We start from the raw sequence: 17,432 nt of genomic DNA on the forward strand, positions 1-17,432 counted from the left end.
TCTGTTGCTGCTTTATTTTGTAGATGGGATAGGGATGATTGTTTTCATTTTGTTATGCTGCTAATTTTTAAAGATTATACCTGAAATTTGTTTGTATTGAGGGGTATTTACACCAAAAACAGATTTACAATAGTCTTTCGCATTTAAGGCGAGTGCAACCATACCCGTTTTAGGATCGTATAAGATTTGATCGCGATGGAGGCGGACATTACTTAACTCTGCATTTTTTGAAATCACATCGCGATTTTTTGTCAGCAAATTATTATACATATTCATAAGTGTTTCTACTTTCAATTCTACCTCGTTTGGTGCATATTGCGGTATGGTTCCCAATAGCTGAATTTGTTTTTCGAAGGTATCTAACCTGCTATCAAAACTTTGTTGCGATGCGGAAACCTGATTTACCACTGTACCACTTGCTGCCAATTGTTGTTTTTGCTCTTCGGTTAATTTAGCAGATGCACGCCTGCCTTGTATTTTACGGTGATTGGTGGCTGCATTATCTATCACAGCGGTTGATAAATTGCTGGCTTTTAAAGCATTAAAAATACGGGTGCTTAACTTATTTAAGGGTTCAAAGGCTTCTGCGCGGCCAGCAACCCAATTGCTGTTTATCGCAATTAATTCGTTTACCTGTTTGGTGATCGCTCTGGCTGCTATGGCTTTATCATTTAAACTGGATAAATTAATGTTGTCATTACTGGGGTTGTAGGTTGCTCCATAGCTGGTTAAATAGGTGATCAGGGTTTCAAAGTTGGCCACATTTTTGGCATGGCCGGTTTCATACGTTTTAGACATTCTTTTTTTGTTTTAAGAAGTAAATATTTGATTAATTGAAATCAAGATAGGGATTTAGGTTTACAACTTATAGGGGTGTGTTGGTTTTTTTTGAAGGGGGTACGGGAAACCGTAAGTATTAGCGCATAGAGATAAGGAAGTTTGAAAAAATTAATATAACCTTAATGATAAGACCAAGTGAGCGATTAGATAACTATACTTGCTACAACTACTTCAATTTAAAAAAGAACAAATGAGGGTTCAAATGCTTACATCATTTTAGATTTATTATATATAGCCCATTTTAATAGCTCTTTATCTTTTAAGCTGAATGTTTTTTAGTATTATTGACAATACCTCTTGTAATCATCTTCTCATTAAATATTTTCATGACGATCTCTTATACTGACATAAAAAATAGTTTAAATAAAGCTTATCGCTTGATAAAGCCGCGTAGAAAAGACTTAGATAATTTTAAACTAAAATTAACAAATTTACTATCCCATATTGATGAAAAGGAGTCTGAGGAAAATGTGAAAATACACCTAATGGATTTTTTGAAAAATACATTTTTTCATCCAGATCATTTAATTGCTACGAACGGAAGAACGGATTTTGTTATTCATACTTCAGTTTCGGCTCAAAGCCCTGTTGGTGTTATGTTTGAGGTTAAAAAGCCAACCAACCGGGTAGAAATGATTACGAAGGATAATCTGAATGCACGAGCCATGCATGAACTGATTTTGTATTTTTTAAGAGAGCGAATGGATAAAAAAAATAGTTCATTAACTCACCTTATTATTACCAATATTTATGAATGGTTTGTTTTTGATGCCACTTTGTTCGAAAAAATTTTTACGCAAAGTAAAGATTTACAGAAAGCTTATAAAGAATGGAATTCAGGACAGAAAATAAGTACCACCACTGGGCTTTTTTATAACGAAATTGTTAAACCTTTTCTACATGAACTAGATAAAGAGATTAGTTTTGCTCATTTTGATATTAGACATTATGAAAAAAATCTTCGTAGTAAAAGTGATAAAGATGATAATAAGTTAATATCGCTATATAAATTTTTTAGTCCCGTACATTTATTAAAACTCCCTTTTGTTAACGATAGTAATTCGCTTGATAAAGGATTCTTTACTGAACTTCTTCATTTAATAGGGCTAGAGGAAGAAAAAGAGGGGGGTAAAAAGATTATTAGAAGACTTAAAGAGGGTAAAAGAAATCCTGGTTCTATCTTGGAGAATACTATTAATATTCTAGAAGTTGAAGATAGTATTAGAAAAGTCCCAGCTAAACTTCAATTCGGTTCTAGTAAAGAAGATAGATTATTTAACCTTGCATTAGATTTATCTATTACATGGGTAAATAGAATTCTGTTCTTAAAGTTATTAGAAGCTCAACTCTTAAAATATCACAATCTTGATAAGAAATACAGGTATTTAAATACGAATGTTATTAGGGATTATGACGAACTATACAAACTGTTTTTTCAGGTATTAGCAAAAAGAAATTTTGATAGAACACCTGTAATACAGCAAAAGTATGGGCATATACCGTATTTAAATAGTTCGTTATTTGAGATTTCAGAACTAGAAGATCTTACCATTAAGGTTAATGCATTAGATGATTATTTGGATATCCCTTTGTATGTAAATTCCGTAATCAAAAAAGGTGTGTCTAAAAAAGATACTTCGGTTATGAATACATTACATTATTTCTTTGAGTTTCTTGATGCCTATGATTTCGCATCGGTAGGAAAAGAGGAAATACAAGAAGACAATAAAACAATCATAAATGCTTCTGTACTTGGTCTCGTTTTTGAAAAAATAAATGGATACAGAGATGGGTCTATCTACACCCCAGGCGCTGTTACTATGTTTTTATGTAATGAAACTATTCGTAAAGCAGTAATAAAGAAATTTAATGATACCTATAGTTGGAAATGTGAAAGCATAGGAGATTTGAGAAATCATTTAGCTGATCGAAGAAATCAAAAGGATGTATTAGAATTCAATAGAGTTTTGGAAAGTGTTAAAGTTGCAGACCCAGCTGTTGGATCGGGCCATTTTCTTGTTTCCAGTTTAAATGAATTAATAGTTATAAAAGCAGAGTTAGGCATATTTGCTGATGAATTTGGTACAAGAATCGGCAATGTAGACATTAGTATTGCCAATGATGAATTAGTAATTACAGATCATAAAACGCAAGACTTTTTTGAATATAGTGTTAATCAAAATACTTATGGAAAGTATTCTGTTTCGCCAGATATCCAGAAAATTCAACAAACACTTTTTAATGAAAAAAGAAATATCATAGAAAGATGTTTATTCGGGGTAGATATCAATCCTAATTCTGTAAAAATCTGTCAGCTGCGATTGTGGATTGAGCTCTTAAAACATGCTTATTATAAGTCAGCCGATGAAGCATCTGAACAATTAGAATTGGAAACTTTGCCTAATATTGATATCAATATTAAGCAAGGGAATTCGCTTTTAAGTAAATATAGTTTAACAGAAGACCTATCTGATGTTTTTAAGAAAAACCAATTTGGAATAGCAACTTATAAGCTTGCGGTACAAGCTTATAAAGATGCCCCAAGTAAAGAGGCGAAGGAAGAGTTGAGGAGGTTTATTAAAGAGATAAAAGAAAATTTTCATGAAACTGTACGGATACGCGATCCCAGGCGGAAAAAACTGTCAGAACTACGAGGACAACAAAGTTTAGCAAGAAATAATTTCGATTTGTTTGGGCAGAAGAGAGCAGTAAAAGACATGGAGGGAGAGGTTAAAAAACTGCAAATTAGTATTGATAAAATTGAACTAGAGATTTCAGAAATTGAAAGTAATGTAATCTATAAAAATGCTTTTGAATGGCGGTTTGAATTTCCTGAAGTGCTAGACAATAATGGAGATTTTGAAGGCTTTGAAGTTATTATTGGTAACCCACCATATATACAGTTGCAAAAAATGGGTGCTGATGCTGATGCACTGCAAAAACAGAATTACGCGACGTTTACCAGAACTGGTGATATATATTGTTTATTTTATGAACAAGCAATTAATCTTTTAAAACCTGGTTATTTCTTTGGTTATATTACTTCAAACAAATGGATGCGTGCTAATTATGGGCAGGCAACAAGAAAATTTTTTCTTGAAAAAACAAACCCACTATTGTTAGTTGATTTTGGAGGTTATCAAGTTTTTGATTCCGCTACTGTTGACACAAACATTCTTTTGGCTCAGAAAGGAGATTATATAGGTGAAACGGAAACCTGCCTTATTGATAAAAGTTTAGGTAGTATAGAAAAAATGAGCGTTTTTATTAGTCAAAATAAAAACATTGTCTCTAACTTTTCTAAAGAAAATGGATGGGTAATTTTAAATGATATTGAAGCTGAAATTAAGCGTAAAATCGAAGAGAAAGGAATTCCCCTTAAGCATTGGGATATTCAGATAAATTATGGGATTAAAACAGGGTTTAACGAAGCCTTTATTATAGATGCAAGTAAGCGTGAAGAACTTCTTAAAAATTGTCCAGAAGCTGATGAAATTATACGTCCGATTTTAAGAGGCAGGGACATAAAAAAATATACTGCGAGCTTTGCTGATCAATATATCATAAATACACACAATGGATCGAAAAATGGGGCAAAGGCAATTAATGCAAAAAATGATTATCCAGCAATCTTCGAGCACTTACAACAATATGAGACTGCATTAGCGAAAAGGCAAGATAAAGGGCAACATTGGTCCAATCTCCGAAATTGTGCTTATCTTGAAGATCTGGAGAAAGAAAAAATAATTTGGATTGAGCTTACAGATCATCCAAATTTCACTCTAGACAAAACCGGCATTTACCTAAACAACACTATTTTTTTTATGACTGGTTTGCATTTAAAATACTTACTTACATATTTAAATTCGAGATTATGCGAATGGTACTTCGACAAAATTGCGGCCACATCAGGTGTTGGAACTCGTAGATGGATAAAAATATACATTGATCAAATCTGCGCAATTAAACCAAATCCGATACTTGAAGAAGAAATGAACATGCTAGCAGATAAAGCACTTAAAAATAATAGCAAGGAAACATTAAAAGAAATCGACCTGGCATTTTATAAATTGTTTGATTTAGATTCGGATCAGATTGACGTGGTTGAAAAAGCAAATCTGTAATTTAATCGACAGCGATTATAGTTCTATAGTCAGTTTGTTCCTTGGAGTCTATAACTGCTATAAATTTATAGATGAAATACTTACTTTATAAAATATTAATGAAGCCGATTGCTGCACGCTCTTCAGTTGTCAAATCATATTTATCAAATAATAAATTATCAATTCCTAACTCAAGTTCTGAAGTTGGGAGCCCATTTTTTTTATTGTCCTGAATTTCTTCAATTTTTGTTTTGAAAAGGTCGTTTTCTAGATCGCTAACTTCTAATACTCTAATAGTCTCAAAGAAGATTTTTCTAAGCTCTCTCGTCCCACCCTGGAGTTCTGGAAATATATCTCTGAAACAGAATTTAAAAATAGATGAATTTAGAAATGCAGTAAGATAGCCTAAATGTTTGCCTGTAATCATAAAGCATTTGTCATTTAAGTAATTTCCTTCATTATCATAATAGAACGGAAGAAATTTAGTCATATTTGGGTAGATAATCTTAGGCATTTGAAAGTTATTCGAATAATTCGATCCAAATCTTTGTAAGGCATACCATTCATATCTGATACCTGTTTCTGATTGATTTCTTTGACTCAGACTATCCTTAAATCCTTTTAAATGATCATAAATTGATGGGAAGTCAATTTTAAATTTTTCTTCGGCCACTTGAGACGAACCATTTATAGTTGGGTCATTTTGTAACGGAAAATGCCATGGTATGAAAAGTAAGTACTGATCATTTTTTTCAATCCAATATTTATGAATCTCTCTGCCTCTTAAAATCGGACGTATAATTTCGCCATTTTTAGGCGATGCTTGTATGAGTGCATCCCTTGTTTTTTTATCAATAATGAAAGCTTCATTATACCCTGTCAAAATACCTCTATAAATGTTAATATCCCAGTCTCGTAACGGTGTGCCAACTGCTTCTATTTTCGCTTTTATACTTGCTTCAATCGGTGATAATATTACCCAACCATCGGTAGAAGAAAAAGCCCCAATCTGATTTTTATTTTGACTAATAAAAACGCTCCTATAATTTAATTACTTTAAGTGCTAATAAATTGTGTGGCTAAATTAAAAGATACATTTGTTGTCATTAATATTAGATACTTAAAATAACAGCAATATGAATTACGGCTACATCCGCATTAGTACAGATAAGCAAACTACCGAAAATCAACGGTTTGAGATCCTAAACTTTACTAAACTTAAAACTTTTGATATTGAAGAATGGATAGAAGAAACGATAAGTTCTACCAAAAAACTAGATGTAAGGAAATTTGGAGAATTATTAAATAGAATGAAAAAAGGGGATATATTGGTGGTCTCGGAATTGTCTCGTTTAGGAAGAAATCTCATGCAAATTATGAAAATACTGCACGATTGCATGGAAAAAGATGTGATGGTTTACACTGTAAAAGAAAACTATGAGCTGGGAAATAATATAAATTCGAAAGTATTGGCATTCGCTTTTGGGCTTTCAGCAGAAATTGAACGTAATCTTATCTCACAAAGGACAAAAGAAGCACTAGCTAGAAGAAAAGCTGAAGGACAAATATTGGGTAGGCCAAAAGGTAGTCGTTCTCAAATTCGTAAGCTTACTGGTAAAGAAGAAGAGATCAAAAACCTTATGGCTAGAAAAATTTCTTACAGTGCTATTGGAAGAATTTTAGGTGTTCATAGATTAACTGTCTCTTCATTTGCTAAAGACGAGATAAAATTATAATCTCCTTTTTTTTATAATCTTAATAATAATTTCCTTTTTATATAAAGAGCTAAAAGCAAAAAGCCCAATCATCACTGATCGGGCTTTTACTTTTATAGCAAATTTGTCTATCTACCCTTCAATATCTCTACTTTTCTCCCTCTCACTCGCTAACAATCTTTCGTACAATTCCTTATTTGCATCTAACGCTTCTATTAATTTGCCGTTAGGCGGATAGGGGTTTGTATGTAAAGTTCAAAGATTCCTCCATTGCGGTCGGAATGACGATTTCTCTGAGTGGGATCGTTTTTTATCGTCACTTCTCTTTCAGGGGAAAGGTGCCTTTAGGCGGATAGGGGTTTGTATGCAAAGTTCAAAGATTCCTCCACTGCGGTCGGAATGACGATTCTCTGAATGGGATTTGTCTTGTCCTAACCACCCCCAGCCCCTCCTTGAAAAAAAGGAGGGGAGTTTATTTTACGATGTGGGTTTCGAGAAATGTTATTTTCCATCGCCCTTTCTCTTTCAGGGGAAAGGTGTCGCTAGGCGGATAGGGGTTTGTATGCAAGGTTCAAAGATTCCTCCACTGCGGTCGGAATGACGATTTCTCTGAATGGGATTTGTTTTGTCTTGTCCTAACCACCCCCAGCCCCTCCTTGAAAAAAAGGAGGGGAGTCGGATTTTACGATATGGGTTTCGAGAAATGTTATTTTCATCGCCTTTTCCTTTTCAGGGGAAAGGTGCCGCTAGGCGGATGGGGGTTTATCACTTTGTATACAACGTTCAAAGATTCCTCAACTGCGGTCGGAATGACGATTTCTTTGAATGGGATTTGTCTTGTCCTAACCACCCCTAGCCCCTCCATGAAAAAAAGGAGGGGAGTTTATTTTACGATGTGGGTTTCGAGAAATGTTATTTTCCATCGCCCTTTCTCTTTCAGGTTAAAGGTGCCGTTAGGCGGATAGGGGCTCTACTGCATGATTATTGAATTCTCAGTGTTAAAGCTTGCAAATAAGTGATGAGAAAGCATTATAAAGCATTAGCGTGGAACTTTGATAAAACCTGATTGCAGATTGATTGTTATTAATTTATATACTTATGAGATATGGAAGAGCAAGAAAGAAAGAATGAAAATTTAAGAGACCCAAAATCTACACAATCACCAGATCGGTCAAATATGCCTGATAACCAGGTTCCCCGCCACCGCAGTAATGAAAACAGCAAAATTAATGAAGTACAAAGTGATGCTGAATTTTTAAGCCGTGAAGTAGGGGAAGGTGATTTTGGATCAGAAGAGGCCAGGGCAGATCCTGAAAAAGGAAATCCCGGAGAAGCGGGTAACATGCCAAATACGGCTAATCAAGATGCTCCAAAATAACAGGGTTAATGAATAAATTATCGGATGAATATTGCGAGTTGTAGATATTTATCCGATAATTAAATTAGTATTCCTAACTCTTACGATTCCATTTTATCTGCATACACTCGAATCTAAATTTGCGTTGCAATTTCTTTAAGCAAAATTAACCTCTCATTTCTAAATAAATTTGAAAGTGCTTCTGCGCTTCATCCATTATTTCTTTGCTCAATATTTCCATCTCTGAACCTCTGCTTTTTGCCTAATTAACATTGTGAATGTTTAGTGCTTTATCTCCAACCCCAACTATTCGAAAGTAGATATGGAAGCAACAAAAATCCCTATCTGGTTTTCCACTTAATCAAATGCATTTACTGTTCATCTCCAATTAAATCTGCTGTTGTAACTGGCCTTTGAAGGGGAGATTATGTTAGCGAATAGGTACAGCATTTAAGAAGTTTTAACTGATTATTACTACTCATGGTGCATGTAATTGCGTTGTTTCGCGCTTTGATCATTTAAACTACCCTAAACGATAAAGGATAAACCCCCGTTTCTCGATCAGCAAAAACTTAGGGCTTTGCAATAATGTTGAAACCTTAAACAATGCGAAAGATCTCTTAACAGAAACATTGATTAAAGGTGTAATGTCATTAAGCATTTTTAATGGCATTCATTAAGCCCGATTGGGTTTAAGGAAATATTTAAAATGAACAGATAAATTGTAAAACTATGAAAGCGAAATTATTAGTAACAGCATTGGCCATATCATTAGGTTTGGCCGCATGTGGCGGGAATCAGTCAGAAAATCAATCAGAAGGAACGGAACAACAATTGGATACCAATGTAACCGATACCAATAGTTTTGATAGTTCTCAAACAAATGGTACTTCTGCAAGCGACGGTACTACAACGGGTGGCAGTACAACGGGAAGTGCTACCAGTGATTCTACAGCCAACGCACCTACGGGTTCAACTCCTTAAAAATTAAACACATGAATTACCTTCACCCATTTCATATATTGGAATGGGTGTTTTTTTTTGAATAAAATGCTGTTATCTTTATCTGGCTTGATGTTGGTATTACGATAGGTATAGTTTTTAGGTTACGGACCAATTTATGCTCAACTGTTTTAGAAGTGATCATATTCAATAATCGGCATGTTTTCATTACCGGTTTAATCACCGTATATATACGTTTTTTGCTTTATGAATCATGTTTTTGACTGACAGGGCTTTCTCAAAGCAGAGAAAGATGTTGTATCTTGCGAGTTATTATCCTATTTAATTCACATGCAGAATACAGTCCAGCAATTACAGGACGAAATTACCTCACTAAAGGAACTGATTGAACAGACGGCAATTAATCAGGAGGAAAAAGATCGTCTCCAGGAGGAATACCAGCGCAGTCAAAATCGGTTTCGAACCATCTTTGAGCAATCTAGTCTAGGGAAAAAAATCATTGATGCAGATTTGCGGATCACTAAGGTGAATCAGGCTTTGCTCAATATTCTGGGCTATACGCAGGAAGAAATGCTGGGTAAAAAGATCACAGATTTATCGATAGGAAAATTTAAAGCCGACTGGAAAAAGCTTCAGCATACATTGTGGACCACAGATATGTCTTCTTTTAGTATTGATACCTGCTTAATTAAAAAGGATAATACATCGGTATGGGTACATGTGACTACTATACTCATCGAAGATGAGGACAAGATGTTGGGGTATACCATTATTGAAGATGTATCTGAAAGAAAAGAGTTGGAGCGATTGAGGAACCTCGTCACGCAGCAGCAACAAAGGCATCATCTTGCAGAAATGGTTTTGAACGCTCAGGAAGAGGAGCGGAGGAGGATTGCAGAAAGTTTACATCATGGTTTAGGGCAGGTACTGTTTGGTGTTAAGCTGAGTTTAAATAAAATTAAATTTAATGGAGAACATGAACAGCATGGCAATGAAGATGCGCTCCGATACTCTATGAATCTATTGAATGATTCAATTATTGAATGTCGGAGAATTTCACATGATCTGATACCTACACTTCTTGAAGACAGGGGTTTGAAATCGGCGGTTGAAGATATCTGCCGTCAATTAAGTAATACCGTTAAGTTTTATTGTACGGTGAAAGGGTTGGAAGAACGGATTAATCCGGTTATTGAAACGGCGATATACCGAATGGTTCAGGAACTCATGATGAACATTATCAAACATGCCCAGGCAAGTTTCGGACGAGTTAGCATAAAAGAACATGGTGATGAAATACATGTTGAGGTGGAGGATAATGGCAAAGGATTTGAAACCATTGATACGGAACCTGTGGGCATTGGCCTGCAAACCATTCGTTATAAGGTTAACCTGTTAGGTGGTACATTTAATATCTCTTCTACTTTGGGTAAAGGAACTCAAATATCTATTGTCATTCCTCAAAAAGCGATCTAAAATTTTAATATCAATGAGAACGGATCATCGCTATTAGCGCATTAAAATCTTCGGTTTTTGATATATAGCCGCTAACACCTGCTTCTTTCGCTGTCTGATCAAAATTGTGGGTATCTGTTAACGTAAGGATAAATACGCGTATTTTATTTGATAATGCCAGTGCACTTTGGGTTAGCTGTAGTCCATTCATTCCGGGCATATGCAAATCAGCAAGTAAAACGTCAGTTTGCAAGCCATCTTCTAGCATTTGCATGGCTTCTTCTCCGTTTGATGCGACTGAAACTACTTCCATATCAGGTTGTTCTGAAAGAAGGGCATGTAATCCCTTACGCACAATTTCATGGTCATCTACAACGAGTATTCTAATGTTATCTAACGACTTCGTTGCAAGATCTGGCTGCTGGTTAACTCCGTTTTGAGGTTTTTTCATTTGATGCAAATATGTAAGTCTACTGAATTTACTATCAAAACCTTTAACACAGGCCGGATAATGTAGATGCAATTATCATATATACGCTTACAGCAATTATTTGTTTTCCTAAAATGGGAAAAATACGGATTGAGCTATCTGATGATGATAATATTTAATCAATACATCAATTTTATTGCACTTAAATAGTTTGAATTATATGAGTGCATCTTGTGCAGATTCTTTGGGTGGATGCAAAACCATAACATTTGTAGCTGCTAAAGACCAGTTTTTAAAGGAGATTTCAAAGGTAACCAAGTCTCCCTTGTTAGGAACACCATTAGTGTCTTCTACATGAAATCTAATTTTTTGATTATTAGAATCTCTGATTAATCCAATTCCTGCTGTTTTGCTTATTGAAATAATAAATCCTGATCGCATATATATAATTAATGTATGGGTGAATTTTTAAATTATTGAAAATATATAATGGTATAAGCTCCAAGAGCAGCTAAAAAATAAGTGTATATATCTCGTTTGTTATGTATCGTTTGCTTGATTAATGGGTAATGATCTTATTGAACTAACTTTATATAAGCCAGTTTTAATTTATGGCTATATGAATTGATGAGCGATAGTATTACATTAAACAGCTATCAGGTTGGCAACTTCTTGATTTAACCTGGTGTATTCAAATGGTTTAAACAGAACGGCATCAGCTTTATTTTCCCTGGCATATACCTGGCTTTCTAACATGGCAGTCATGAGCATGATTGGAATATGACTTGTAAGTCTGTTTTCTTTTAAAGCATTACAAATATCCCTACCATCATAGGTATCCAGGATAATATCCATCAGGATGAGGTCAGGGTCAAAAGTTTTGATGGTATCTTGTAATATCTCTGCTTCATGGATACAGGCCACTTCGTAATGTTGATCTTCTAATATTAACTGGATGACTTCAGCATTGCTAAAGTCGTTTTCCAATACAAGAATTTTAGCCATATCAAATAATTTAGTATTATAAAAATAGGGCTTTTCTTTACGGTAGAATAGTCACTTCAGCAACTTAGGTATTTATCCAGCTTAAATAGGGTATTCAACATACTATAACTATAGCGCATTAGCATATCCATTCTATTCTATACAAAGGGAGAAAGATAAAGACAGTAATATTAGCTTCTGCACTTATTAACCCGGTTTGGGTTGATTGAATTACTTAAGGTAAAATAATTAGAAGGCTGAGTGCTGGAGCCATAATGGTGAGTGATGCTGTAGACTGATTAATTTGGTTTTTAATGTGAAGAACCAATAAAAAGATGCTGGCCTTTAAGGTAATCATCAATATGGGCACCAATTTTAGCGATGTCTTCAGGAAGAAAAATATTATTGTTGCTTGATATCCATAATTGACCTTTTTTAACAATAGTACCTACATTTTGCCCCTGTTTTAATAATGAAAAAGAATGACTGTCATATTGATCCTGTTCACATACAATTCGCTCTGTTTTTCCCCAGTTTTGAAATCTGAAGTCTATTTTAACTGTTTTTAAAGTCCTCATGTTACCCTATTTAGAATGATGGTTCTATGATTCTTTAACACTATTGGTTGTATAAAGTTTTCTTTAAATCTAGATGATGAATTTAATTAAACGATTTAGCTGCTGGAAATGTTAATATAATAGGAATCAGTGTATTGAACGCACATTTTTTATTGTATACCGCGCTGACTATATCAAAGGTTGAAAATGTGATAAACATTTTATAAAGCGGAATAGCAGGCTACCACTCATGGTATCAGTTCTGTTAAATCATTAAAAAGGTTGCCGGCTTTTTGCCTTTTAATTTAAATAGCCGTTAGATACTGCAAACCTAATTAAAGCAGCAGTGTTTTTAGATCCGGTTTTATCAATAAGCGTTTGCCTGTGGCCTTCTATGGTGCGCTTGCTTAAGAATAATTTATCGGCCATTTCCTGGTTGGTATAACCTTCTGCAAGCAAATGTAATACTTCAATTTCCCTCATGGTTAAATCTACATGGTGGCTTACTTGTTCGCTTTGGGCGGATATGGTGCCTATAAGCTTATCTAATAATTTTTGTGCGAGTTCTACACAAAGGTATTTGGTGTTATTGGAAACTGTTTTTAACGCAAACATGAGCTCATCTTCTGTTACGTTTTTTAGCAGATAACCATGGCTGCCTTCCAGAAAGGCCTGGGCAACATATTTTTCGCTATCAATCATTGATAAGATAATTACTTTGACCTTTGGGTGCTGGATTTTCAAAGCTTTGATTAGTCCAATCCCATCCAGATCTGGCATGTTAATATCAGTAAGTACAATATCTGGAATCACGCCAGAGTCAATCAGGTCTAATACACCTTGTCCGCTGCTGGTTTCTCCTATCACTTCAACCATTGACTGATATTCTAACAACAGCTTAATGCCATTCCTAACAATAACATGGTCTTCGGCCAGTATAATTTTTAACATTATTGATGTGGTAAATGATTTTAGTTTTGTTATAATAATTTCCTGACCTTTCTGCCAAGAATTTCATTCTAAACCGACTTATCTTTATATCCTCTAACCAATAATAGATAAAATATGAAGAATAAAAGGCCTTATTTAGATAGTGCAAGTTAATTATTTTACCATAAGGCGAAATACTTGTTTAGTGCCGTATTTAACGCAAAAACAGCCTTTTTTTACTCTATTGATAGTTTTTAGTCTAAATTTTACAAAAGTTAAACTTTAAAGTGTGGTGCATGATCATCACTTCAGGTATTAAAACAACCGGTATTATTTGCCAGGTATCGTTCTGCGCTTTAGTTGTTTTCATACCACCTTGGTATGGGGATAAGATCATCTTCCCAAAATATTTCTCCACTATCATTCTTATAACCTGCAGAAATATAGGAGACATCACTATCATTTTCAGCAATTGACTTTTTAAACTGAAATGCATCAATTTTAAGGTATTGATAAAGTTCTTCTACGGCTTCTTTATCTATAGCAAGCAATATAATTACTTTTTTTCCAGAAGGCAGGGTAATCAACATGGTATCTTTAACATTCATAGCGGAGCTGATTTTTTAATGATCTTTATTTTTGTTTTAGGAAGCCTAAGGGTATCAGGCATTATGCTTGATTTTTGTTGATATTACTGCTAGTTTTCTTAAATGTTGATTGAGCCATTTGACATGTTGGGCAATTTCTGCACGACTTGCATTTTGCATTAAATCTTCCCTAACCTTTACTGAAATTTGTGTGTTACTGCACCAAATCTGGTAACTTACCAAGGCGTGTACCTGGTGATGGACTGCTGATTGATATTTTATATAACTGAGGTAACTTAATTTCTGTACTTGAAGTACTTTGCCACAAAATTGATCATCACATTTATCTGTTATCCAATTAATTGGGCTATTTGGTGCCCAATCACATTGAAAATAACCACCTCTGTCATCAACAAATTCTTTTGTAATTAATGCTTTCCAGAATGCCCATGAGGGTACATTTATTGTTAAAGTAGTTTCTATTAACATGATCGTGAAAAATGGTTCTAACTTTAAGTAATTAAATTGGGTGGGTTAAAACTGGTAATTTGGCCGCCTCGGTAGGTTTATTCAACATATTGTAGATAACAGGCTTAACAAATGGTATTGCCAAGAGGCTTAGTGGTTTGCCAGCGTATATTTACTGTTCTAATAGATGTATTATTCTTTGTTAGAATCAAAAAACTCCAGATGGAATCACTTCCACCGGAGTTTTTGATCATCTACGACTATGGAATAAAGATTTTTTTAAACTAACTTTTAGTTGAGTAATTGCTCCATTGGGCTACACCATCTGGTTCAGAAACTTTAATTTCTGTACTGCGCATCTCGCTCATTAATTTATTGGCTTCTGCAGTATGTTCCAAATCTGTTGTCATATCCGCTTCAAGGTTATTTAATCCTTGTGTTTCTGCAACATATACATCAGGCTGAGCAATATATTCCCATTCTTGCTGCATGCCTGGCATATTGCCTTCATTCCAAGGTCCTCGGGTTCCTTCAAGTGGAGACAAGTTAAAATACTGCTGTGTAAATCTTGGATCTGCCTGTAATACACCTGGAGGGAAATTGGGTTGAATGGTTTCCAATGCGGCTTCAAACATTTTGTAATGGGCAACCTCCCGGGTCATTAAAAATGATAGCGTTTCTTTTACATAAGGATCATCGGTAAATTTCATTAAATGTTCGTAAACCAGTTTTGCTCTGGATTCTGACGCCAGGTTGCTCCTTAAATCTACTGTTAAATCGCCATTGGAGTGAATATAGGATGCACACCATGGAATACCCTGACTATTTCGCAATGTTGGTCCGCCACCTGTAATTATGGGAAACTGAGGGTTTGCATTAAGCGCAGCATGAATGATGTTTTCTTTTGCGGCTTTTCCATCCAGCACCTGCATAATTTCTGATGCATCAGCTGCGTTTTTTAATTCGCCATTTACGCCTTTTAATAGCATTTGGATGGTTGCGCCCACAATTTCAAGGTGAGAAAATTCTTCGGTTGCAATATCCATCAGCATATCATATTTATCTGGATGAGGCTGTTTAGCACCAAAGGCCTGTGTGAAATATTGCATGGCAGCGGCTAGTTCGCCATTTTCTCCACCAAATTGTTCTAATAAAATGTTGGCAAATGCAGGGTCTGGCTTAGAAACTCGTGCATTAAATTGTAAGTCTTTTGAATGATGAAACATAGTTTTGTTAATTATTTGTTTTGTTAATAGTGCTTAAGTGGAATGTGATCTGCTTTAACTGTAATTAGGCGCAGGGTATGTGATAGATGTGTTTAAACGTATGGTTTATCTCCATCTTCTGGTTCGGGCATACCCGCCCAGATGCGTTCAATTTCTTGCCCAAGTAAATCAATTGGTATCTGGAGATTTAAATTATCGCCAGCCTGCATGGGTGCAACAGGCAATTGGCCTGATTCAATTTGATTGGCAGGAACCTCAACCCAATGCCCCTCTAAATGGCAAATTGTACCAACAATTTTATCGTTAACCATTATTTCAAAATGGTGCTCACGAGGGAGTACGGTATAAAGCTCTTCTGTTCCGTTTCTTTTGATTTGTACATTAAAAGGTTGCATGTATTTAGGGCTTACGAGGTGATTGTTAGTGGTGTGCATCTACAGTTGGTGATGGCTGTTTATTGAACCATCTTAAATCAAGAACAGTTTAACAATTTCAGCCCAATCATGAAGTTCGGGTATATATCCCCTCTACCTATGGCGAAGACTTTTTACCTTAACGGCCACTCTATTTATGGCTATTAATGTGCTGAAGTGCACAAATGCTGTTTTAAGGAGCTGGTTGATGCGTATTGTAAGTAATGAGACTTATCGTTTTATTTTAAGGTGATGTGTTTTCCGGCCACTAAACCTATACGCTATGGGGTATCTAGCCCTATTAATGTGGTTAATACCTGGATTTGAGTTGATAGAGATAGGTTATTTTATTAATGGTATACTAGCCTAAGCGGCCTGAGGGATAACAACGTTTTAAGTGAACCATGAACTCTGCCAATGGATTGTTTTTTCTTGCTGAGCACTTAAGCGAACTTAACTGCAACGTTCGGTACGAAAGGGGCGTTACTTTTTTATCGAAATACCCAAGGTCTAAATTTTACAATCAAACTTTATAGGTTTTAAAAACCTATAAGGTTTAAATGATACGATAGCCCAATTGGTAAAACCTGCGCTATGGAAAACCGTAAAATAAAACCATTAGGCAGCTGTAATTTTATGCTAACCAAACCTTACAAGGTTATATAAACAATACACATTTATTGGTATTGCGGGTTTAGAAAATTGCAGCTAACTTATCAGATTATAAATCAATTACATCCCCATCGCGCTCTATTTTGAAATTAATCATCCTTATGGTGTTAAGCTTAACACTATTTCATACCGCACCACCCAAAAGCATTATAAAACCAACGGTTTCTACCTGTTATGGTTATAATCCCTGTAAAGCCTGCTCTAATTGCAGTGCTTGTAAACGTTGTGGCGCAGGTGGTACTTGTGGCGTATGTTCTAGTACGACTAAAACCGTACGGACAATTAATACATTTGCTGGAAGCGGCACCAGCAAAACTAAAACAGCCAATTATATAGGGCAGTGCAAAGCACTAACTAAAAAAAGAAGCCGTTGTAAAAGAAGTGGGAATGGAACAGGTTTTTGCTGGCAACATGATCAGTAGTAAACAAACCTATAAGGTTTATATTTGAATCTATCCTTTGCGCAGTTTCCTTACATCTGGATATTTTGGAATTTTAATTTCGAAATTAACTACCTCATTCGGTTGAACTTCTAATGCTCTGCACACGGCAAATAATCCGCTTACAGAAATGTTATTGTCTCCACGTACAATTCGGTAAACCTGACTATAGCTAAATCCGGTTCTATCTTGAATATCTTCTAAAGTAATTTTTTTCTCTTTCGAAATCGCCCACAGTCTAGCTCTGATAAGTACTAAAATCTCGTTGTCAATATACTGTTCAGCCATTATT

At 35.1% G+C, this 17,432-nt stretch carries 18 protein-coding genes; 6 read left to right on the forward strand and 12 right to left on the reverse strand.

Translation table 11 applies throughout. The features are described 5' to 3' along the window. Positions 1 to 60: 60 nt before the first annotated feature. Positions 61 to 798 (reverse strand): hypothetical protein, encoded by a 738-nt coding sequence (locus tag EV200_RS03090; protein ID WP_132529333.1) that lies wholly within the window; start codon positions 796 to 798, stop codon positions 61 to 63. A 368-nt stretch (positions 799 to 1,166) separates the two neighbouring features. On the opposite strand from EV200_RS03090, the gene EV200_RS03095 reads away from it, so the two are divergent. Beyond that, positions 1,167 to 4,964 carry a DUF7149 domain-containing protein gene (locus EV200_RS03095; RefSeq protein ID WP_132529334.1) on the forward strand — a complete coding sequence of 1,266 codons (3,798 nt, stop codon included), beginning with the start codon at positions 1,167 to 1,169 and terminating at the stop codon, positions 4,962 to 4,964. An 85-nt stretch (positions 4,965 to 5,049) separates the two neighbouring features. On the opposite strand, the gene EV200_RS03100 is transcribed toward EV200_RS03095, so the two are convergent. After that, positions 5,050 to 5,826 (reverse strand): TaqI-like C-terminal specificity domain-containing protein, encoded by a 777-nt coding sequence (locus tag EV200_RS03100; protein WP_208864494.1) that lies wholly within the window; start codon positions 5,824 to 5,826, stop codon positions 5,050 to 5,052. A gap of 253 nt (positions 5,827 to 6,079) precedes the next feature. On the opposite strand from EV200_RS03100, the gene EV200_RS03105 reads away from it, so the two are divergent. The 4 genes from EV200_RS03105 (at position 6,080) to EV200_RS03125 (ending at position 10,454) form a co-directional block, all read left to right on the forward strand. Then, complete coding sequence (locus tag EV200_RS03105) at positions 6,080 to 6,679, forward strand: master DNA invertase Mpi family serine-type recombinase (protein WP_132529336.1); 600 nt, start codon at positions 6,080 to 6,082, stop codon at positions 6,677 to 6,679. A 1,084-nt stretch (positions 6,680 to 7,763) separates the two neighbouring features. Then, on the forward strand, positions 7,764 to 8,036 hold the full coding sequence (locus EV200_RS03115) for a hypothetical protein (RefSeq protein WP_132529337.1): 273 nt from the start codon (positions 7,764 to 7,766) through the stop codon (positions 8,034 to 8,036). A gap of 711 nt (positions 8,037 to 8,747) precedes the next feature. Further along, positions 8,748 to 8,999: a hypothetical protein gene (locus tag EV200_RS03120; protein WP_132529338.1), complete on the forward strand. Its 252-nt coding sequence runs from the start codon at positions 8,748 to 8,750 to the stop codon at positions 8,997 to 8,999. Between the two features lie 309 nt (positions 9,000 to 9,308). Then, positions 9,309 to 10,454 carry a PAS domain-containing sensor histidine kinase gene (locus tag EV200_RS03125; RefSeq protein WP_132529339.1) on the forward strand — a complete coding sequence of 382 codons (1,146 nt, stop codon included), beginning with the start codon at positions 9,309 to 9,311 and terminating at the stop codon, positions 10,452 to 10,454. 10 nt (positions 10,455 to 10,464) lie between these two features. Here the strand turns inward: EV200_RS03125 and EV200_RS03130 are convergent, their stop codons facing one another. From EV200_RS03130 to EV200_RS03170, 9 genes are all read right to left on the reverse strand, one after another. Continuing rightward, positions 10,465 to 10,884 (reverse strand): response regulator, encoded by a 420-nt coding sequence (locus tag EV200_RS03130; RefSeq protein ID WP_132529340.1) that lies wholly within the window; start codon positions 10,882 to 10,884, stop codon positions 10,465 to 10,467. A gap of 195 nt (positions 10,885 to 11,079) precedes the next feature. Next, entirely contained in the window at positions 11,080 to 11,304 is a 225-nt protein-coding gene (locus EV200_RS03135) for a hypothetical protein (protein ID WP_132529341.1), read from the reverse strand. A 204-nt stretch (positions 11,305 to 11,508) separates the two neighbouring features. Beyond that, positions 11,509 to 11,868, reverse strand: coding sequence for a response regulator (locus EV200_RS03140; protein WP_132529342.1), 360 nt, complete (start codon positions 11,866 to 11,868; stop codon positions 11,509 to 11,511). 290 nt (positions 11,869 to 12,158) lie between these two features. Then, positions 12,159 to 12,425: a hypothetical protein gene (locus tag EV200_RS03145; RefSeq protein WP_132529343.1), complete on the reverse strand. Its 267-nt coding sequence runs from the start codon at positions 12,423 to 12,425 to the stop codon at positions 12,159 to 12,161. Positions 12,426 to 12,704: 279 nt separating this feature from the next. Beyond that, positions 12,705 to 13,355, reverse strand: a complete 651-nt coding sequence (locus EV200_RS03150; protein WP_132529344.1) for a response regulator — start codon at positions 13,353 to 13,355, stop codon at positions 12,705 to 12,707. A gap of 335 nt (positions 13,356 to 13,690) precedes the next feature. Continuing rightward, positions 13,691 to 13,942: a hypothetical protein gene (locus tag EV200_RS03155; RefSeq protein ID WP_132529345.1), complete on the reverse strand. Its 252-nt coding sequence runs from the start codon at positions 13,940 to 13,942 to the stop codon at positions 13,691 to 13,693. A 54-nt stretch (positions 13,943 to 13,996) separates the two neighbouring features. After that, on the reverse strand, positions 13,997 to 14,410 hold the full coding sequence (locus EV200_RS03160; RefSeq protein ID WP_132529346.1) for a hypothetical protein: 414 nt from the start codon (positions 14,408 to 14,410) through the stop codon (positions 13,997 to 13,999). Between the two features lie 263 nt (positions 14,411 to 14,673). Beyond that, entirely contained in the window at positions 14,674 to 15,615 is a 942-nt protein-coding gene (locus EV200_RS03165) for a manganese catalase family protein (RefSeq protein WP_132529347.1), read from the reverse strand. Between the two features lie 92 nt (positions 15,616 to 15,707). Further along, positions 15,708 to 16,010, reverse strand: a complete 303-nt coding sequence (locus EV200_RS03170; protein ID WP_132529348.1) for a hypothetical protein — start codon at positions 16,008 to 16,010, stop codon at positions 15,708 to 15,710. Positions 16,011 to 16,801: 791 nt separating this feature from the next. On the opposite strand from EV200_RS03170, the gene EV200_RS03175 reads away from it, so the two are divergent. Beyond that, on the forward strand, positions 16,802 to 17,122 hold the full coding sequence (locus EV200_RS03175; RefSeq protein ID WP_132529349.1) for a hypothetical protein: 321 nt from the start codon (positions 16,802 to 16,804) through the stop codon (positions 17,120 to 17,122). A 30-nt stretch (positions 17,123 to 17,152) separates the two neighbouring features. On the opposite strand, the gene EV200_RS03180 is transcribed toward EV200_RS03175, so the two are convergent. Then, entirely contained in the window at positions 17,153 to 17,428 is a 276-nt protein-coding gene (locus EV200_RS03180) for a helix-turn-helix domain-containing protein (protein WP_132529350.1), read from the reverse strand. Between the last annotated feature and the right edge of the window lie 4 nt (positions 17,429 to 17,432).

This window comes from Pedobacter psychrotolerans (assembly GCF_004340665.1).
Lineage (GTDB): Bacteria > Bacteroidota > Bacteroidia > Sphingobacteriales > Sphingobacteriaceae > Pedobacter > Pedobacter psychrotolerans.

What these genes read in the sequence shown, in the direction of transcription:
- EV200_RS03145 (WP_132529343.1), bottom strand. Translation starts at nt 12,425, where the DNA reads ATGAGGACTTTAAAAACAGTTAAAATAGACTTCAGATTTCAAAACTGG.
- EV200_RS03175 (WP_132529349.1), top strand. Translation starts at nt 16,802, where the DNA reads ATGGTGTTAAGCTTAACACTATTTCATACCGCACCACCCAAAAGCATT.
- EV200_RS03135 (WP_132529341.1), bottom strand. Translation starts at nt 11,304, where the DNA reads ATGCGATCAGGATTTATTATTTCAATAAGCAAAACAGCAGGAATTGGA.
- EV200_RS03180 (WP_132529350.1), bottom strand. Translation starts at nt 17,428, where the DNA reads ATGGCTGAACAGTATATTGACAACGAGATTTTAGTACTTATCAGAGCT.
- EV200_RS03120 (WP_132529338.1), top strand. Translation starts at nt 8,748, where the DNA reads ATGAAAGCGAAATTATTAGTAACAGCATTGGCCATATCATTAGGTTTG.
- EV200_RS03170 (WP_132529348.1), bottom strand. Translation starts at nt 16,010, where the DNA reads ATGCAACCTTTTAATGTACAAATCAAAAGAAACGGAACAGAAGAGCTT.
- EV200_RS03095 (WP_132529334.1), top strand. Translation starts at nt 1,167, where the DNA reads ATGACGATCTCTTATACTGACATAAAAAATAGTTTAAATAAAGCTTAT.
- EV200_RS03090 (WP_132529333.1), bottom strand. Translation starts at nt 798, where the DNA reads ATGTCTAAAACGTATGAAACCGGCCATGCCAAAAATGTGGCCAACTTT.
- EV200_RS03115 (WP_132529337.1), top strand. Translation starts at nt 7,764, where the DNA reads ATGGAAGAGCAAGAAAGAAAGAATGAAAATTTAAGAGACCCAAAATCT.
- EV200_RS03160 (WP_132529346.1), bottom strand. Translation starts at nt 14,410, where the DNA reads ATGTTAATAGAAACTACTTTAACAATAAATGTACCCTCATGGGCATTC.
- EV200_RS03105 (WP_132529336.1), top strand. Translation starts at nt 6,080, where the DNA reads ATGAATTACGGCTACATCCGCATTAGTACAGATAAGCAAACTACCGAA.
- EV200_RS03125 (WP_132529339.1), top strand. Translation starts at nt 9,309, where the DNA reads ATGCAGAATACAGTCCAGCAATTACAGGACGAAATTACCTCACTAAAG.
- EV200_RS03155 (WP_132529345.1), bottom strand. Translation starts at nt 13,942, where the DNA reads ATGAATGTTAAAGATACCATGTTGATTACCCTGCCTTCTGGAAAAAAA.
- EV200_RS03130 (WP_132529340.1), bottom strand. Translation starts at nt 10,884, where the DNA reads ATGAAAAAACCTCAAAACGGAGTTAACCAGCAGCCAGATCTTGCAACG.
- EV200_RS03140 (WP_132529342.1), bottom strand. Translation starts at nt 11,868, where the DNA reads ATGGCTAAAATTCTTGTATTGGAAAACGACTTTAGCAATGCTGAAGTC.
- EV200_RS03165 (WP_132529347.1), bottom strand. Translation starts at nt 15,615, where the DNA reads ATGTTTCATCATTCAAAAGACTTACAATTTAATGCACGAGTTTCTAAG.
- EV200_RS03150 (WP_132529344.1), bottom strand. Translation starts at nt 13,355, where the DNA reads ATGTTAAAAATTATACTGGCCGAAGACCATGTTATTGTTAGGAATGGC.